The sequence below is a fragment of the Pseudokineococcus marinus genome, assembly GCF_013004605.1.
In the GTDB taxonomy this organism is placed as follows: domain Bacteria; phylum Actinomycetota; class Actinomycetes; order Actinomycetales; family Quadrisphaeraceae; genus Pseudokineococcus; species Pseudokineococcus marinus.
Map to the genome: position 1 here is coordinate 1 of NZ_JABEMA010000277.1, position 4,090 is coordinate 4,090.

Sequence of the window (4,090 nt, forward strand, 5' to 3'; positions counted from 1 at the left end):
CCGATCTCCGCGCGGGCCCGCGCGGGCTGCGGCGGTGGGGCGAGCTGGCCGAGCGCTGGACGCGGTCGGCCGAGGCGGCCGCGGGCGTCCCCCGCGTGCGCCGCACGGACGGCCACCACGTCGGCGAGCCGCTCCTCGTGACGGTCAACGACCCGGCCACCGGGCTGTCCAACGGCGACGTCGCCGTCCTCGTCGACGACGGCGCGGGCGGCCTCGCGGCCGCCGTGGGTGACCGCCGGGACCCGCGGCTCCTGCCACTGGGGCGGCTGCCGAGCACCCGGGCCCTGCACGCGATGACGGTGCACCGCAGCCAGGGCAGCCAGTTCGACGCCGTGACGCTCGTCCTGCCGCCGGCCGGCTCGCCCCTGCTGACGCGGGAGACGCTGTACACGGCGCTGACCCGCGCGCGCGAGCGCGTGCGCGTCGTCGGCGACGCCGAGGCGCTGCTCGCCGCCGTCTCGCGTCCGGCCGCCCGGGCCTCGGGGCTGCGCGAGCGGCTGCGGCCCCCGCCCGTGTAGCGCCGCTCCGGCTGCCGAGGACCGTCGGAGGCGCCAGGCCGGCGCCCCGACGGCGGCGTGCGGCGCCGCGACGGCGGGCACACGCTCACGACGGGTCGTCCGGGTCGCCCGTGACGGCGCCGCGGAGGTCCGTCGCACCGGAGCGGCACCGCAGGAGCGCCGGGCTCCAGGCCGGGGCGGTGGGCGTCGATGCACGGCGGAGCGGGTGGGGCACCGACACGACACGACAGGAGGTGGACGCGGTGAGCACGAGTCCGCCGGTCGACGCCTCCGGCGACCAGGCGCTGATGACGGCGGCCTACACCAGCAGCCGCGCGCTGCTGCTCGTCATCGGCGTCGACGGCCGCGTGCTGGTGAGCAACCCGGCCATGACCCGCGCGACCGGCTGGAGCGCCGAGGAGCTGGCCGCCCGCCCCTTCTGGGACACCTTCGTCGCCCCCGAGGACCGTGCTGTCGCCCGCGCGGACTTCACCCGGGCGATGTCCACCGGCGCGCACTTCACCGTCGAGGGAGACTGGGTCGCCCGGGACGGGGCGCGACGACGGGTCTGGATGCAGGTCGACGTCCTGCTCGACCGGGACGGGCGCCCGTACGGGGAGTCCCTGGTGGGCGTGGACGTCACCGACCAGCGCCGGGAGCAGGACCGCCTGCGCCGCCACGCCGACACCGACGCCCTCACCGGTCTGGCCAACCGCCGCAGCGCCCTGACCGTGCTGGGACAGGCGCTGGCGGACGGGGGACCGGGCGCCGGAGTGCTGTTCTGCGACCTGGACGGCCTCAAGGCCACCAACGACCGCGACGGCCACCACGCCGGCGACCTCCTCCTGGTGGAGGTCGCACGCCGCCTGGCCGCGACCACCGCACCCGGTGAGCTGGTCGCCCGCCTCGGCGGGGACGAGTTCGTCGTCGTCAGCCCGGGCGCCGACCGGCACCGCTTGGCTGCGCTGGCCGCGACGGTGCAGACGGCGCTCGAGGGGCCCACCGGCCCCCCTGCCGGCCCGGACGCACCCAGCGCAGCAGACCCCCGGTCGCTGCGGGTGGGAGTCAGCATCGGCTCCGCCGTCGGCGCGCCCGGCGCCGACCCCGACGAGGTCCTGCGCGCGGCGGACACGCACATGTACCAGGTCAAGACCGCTCGTCGTGCCCGCGCCCGCCCGTGAGGGACGAGCGTCGCGGGTGACGGTGCCGGCGGCCGGCACCGTCCGCCGGGTCGCCTCCCCCCTCTGCCCGTCCTCCCTCGACCCGTCCCCTCGGCCCGACGCGCCAGCGGCGCGGGCGCCGAGCCGCCCCGGACGGTCACGGGACGGCTGCGGTGGGGAGGACCGCCGGGTCGCCGCGCTCCGTCAGGGGCGCGGCGGCGGGTAGTCGCGCGGGCGGCGCTCGTCGACGTACTCGACGCGGTCGGTCCGGTGCTGGCGCTGCGTGCTCTGCACGATGCCGAGCAGCAGCGCCAGGGCGCCGGCCGCGAGGCAGACGAAGCCGACGACGTTGAGGTCCACGCCGCCCACGGCGTCCGCGTCGACGGCGAAGCCGAGGATGCCGCCGACGACGAGCAGGAAGATGCCCAGTCCGATGCCCATGCCCGCTCCGTCCGGCCGCCGGGGCGGCGCTGTCGGGAGCCCGCCGGCCGGCGGGCTCGCTGGTCGCCGATGATCGTCGCGGCGCCCGGGGGGCGCCACCCGACCGTCGCCCGTCCGGGCGGCGCGAGGACCCGAGGAGCCCGCGCGACCGCCCGGACGGGTGACCGGACCTGTCCCCCGGAGGCGCCCCGTCAGCGTCCGTCGTCGCCCGGCACCCGCACCCACGCGGACGTGCCGGGCGGCAGCGCCCCGCCTGCGACGACGGCGGGGTCGCTCGCGAGCAGCAGCTCGCCCGCCGGCAGGGCCACGTCGACCTCGGAGAGGTTGGTGACCGACCGCCAGCCGCCCGGCCGCTCGAGGTGCAGCACGCCGGGCGCGTCGTCGACCCACGTGAGGGCGTCGTCGGCCGTCGTCAGCTCCCGCCGCCGGCGCAGGGCGGCGCGGTAGAGCTCGAGCGTCGAGCCCGGCACGCCGTCCTGCACGGCCGCCGACACGGCGCCGAACCAGGCGGGCTGGCGCATGCCCGGCAGCGCGCCGTCCTCCGGGCCGAAGCCGAAGGTCGGCCAATCCTGCGTCCACGGCAGCGCGACGCGGCAGCCGTCGCGCCCCTTCTCCTCACCGCCCGAGCGCACGGCGATGGGGTCCTCGACGGCCTCCCAGGGGATGTCGGCGACCTCGTGGAGCCCCAGCTCCTCGCCCTGGTACAGGTACACGGCACCGGGCAGCGCCAGCTCGAGCAGCAGCGCCGCCCGCGCGCGGCGCAGCCCGAGGTCGAGGTCGACCGGGTCGCGGCCGTCGCTCGTGACCCACGCCTTGGCCGCCTCCTGCGAGCCGACGCCCTCGCGCGGCGGCACCCCGAAGCGCGTCGTGTGCCGCACCGAGTCGTGGTTCGAGAGCGTCCACGTCGCCGACGAGCCGGCCGCCATCTGCGCGAGCCCGCCGTCGATCGCCCTGCGCATCTCGCCCGCGTCCCAGCCGCAGGCGAAGAGGTCGAAGTTGAAGGCCTGGCCGAGGCCGAGCGGGTCGGCGTACCGCGCCCGCCGGTCCGGGTGCACCGACGCCTCGGCGACGGCGGAGCGCGGCGGGTCGTAGGCGTCGAGGACGTCGCGGCGCCACTGCGCGTAGACCTCCTGCACCTCGTCGCGGTCCCACAGCGGGTGGTTGCCGCCCTCGATCCCCGTGTCGAGGATCTCGACGTGGACGTCCAGGTGGCCGTCGACGTCCTTGACGAGGCCGTGCGCCACGTCCACGCGGAAGCCGTCCACGCCGCGGTCGGCCCAGAAGCGCAGCGTCTCCAGCATGTCCTCGCGCACCTCCTCCTCGGACCAGTCGAGGTCCGGCTGCTCCGGCGCGAAGATGTGGAGGTACCACTGGCCGGGGGTGCCGTCGGCCTCGACGACCCGCTGCCAGGCGGACCCGCCGAAGATCGACCGCCACGAGCTCGGCGGCTCGTCGCCGCCCGGGCCGCGGCCGTCGCGGAAGACGTACCGGCCGCGGGCCCGCGAGCCCGGCGGCGAGGCGAGGGCCTCGCGGAACCAGGCGTGCCGGTCGGAGGTGTGGTTCGGCACGACGTCGACGACGACCCGGATGCCGGCCGCGTGCAGCGCCCGGACCATCGCGTCGAAGTCCTCGAGCGTGCCCAGGCGCGGGTCGACGGCGCGGTGGTCGTCGACGTCGTAGCCCCCGTCCGCGAGCGCGGACGGGTAGAAGGGGCTGAGCCACACGGCGTCCACGCCGAGCGCGGCGAGGTGGCCCACGCGCGAGGTGATGCCGCGCAGGTCGCCGAGGCCGTCGCCGTCGGCGTCCGCGAAGCTGCGCGGGTACACCTGGTAGACGACGGCGCGCCGCCACCAGTCGCGGGCCTGCGGGGCGGCGGGCGTGGGGGCGGTCACCGGGGCGCTCGCGGGGACGCGGCGGGCCGGGGCGGTGGTGGTGCTCACGGGGGTCTCCTGGTGGTCGGTCCGAGCGGGTGCGGTGCCGCGGCGGTCCCCC

The 4,090-nt window shown here is 77.8% G+C and carries 4 protein-coding genes; 2 read left to right on the forward strand and 2 right to left on the reverse strand.

Annotation, left to right across the window (positions count from 1 at the left end; all coding sequences use genetic code 11):
- Positions 1–518, forward strand: a 518-nt coding sequence (locus tag HLB09_RS13935; protein WP_171203946.1) for an ATP-binding domain-containing protein, incomplete at its 5' end; no start/stop codon positions are given.
- Between the two features lie 242 nt (positions 519–760).
- On the forward strand, positions 761–1,678 hold the full coding sequence (locus HLB09_RS19480) for a GGDEF domain-containing protein (RefSeq protein WP_322790193.1): 918 nt from the start codon (positions 761–763) through the stop codon (positions 1,676–1,678).
- A gap of 183 nt (positions 1,679–1,861) precedes the next feature.
- On the opposite strand, the gene HLB09_RS13945 is transcribed toward HLB09_RS19480, so the two are convergent.
- Positions 1,862–2,098 carry a DUF6458 family protein gene (locus HLB09_RS13945; protein ID WP_171203947.1) on the reverse strand — a complete coding sequence of 79 codons (237 nt, stop codon included), beginning with the start codon at positions 2,096–2,098 and terminating at the stop codon, positions 1,862–1,864.
- Positions 2,099–2,289: 191 nt separating this feature from the next.
- Positions 2,290–3,990, reverse strand: coding sequence for an alpha-amylase family glycosyl hydrolase (locus HLB09_RS13950; protein ID WP_171203949.1), 1,701 nt, complete (start codon positions 3,988–3,990; stop codon positions 2,290–2,292).
- Between the last annotated feature and the right edge of the window lie 100 nt (positions 3,991–4,090).

What these genes read in the sequence shown, in the direction of transcription:
- HLB09_RS13945 (WP_171203947.1), bottom strand. Translation starts at nt 2,098, where the DNA reads ATGGGCATCGGACTGGGCATCTTCCTGCTCGTCGTCGGCGGCATCCTC.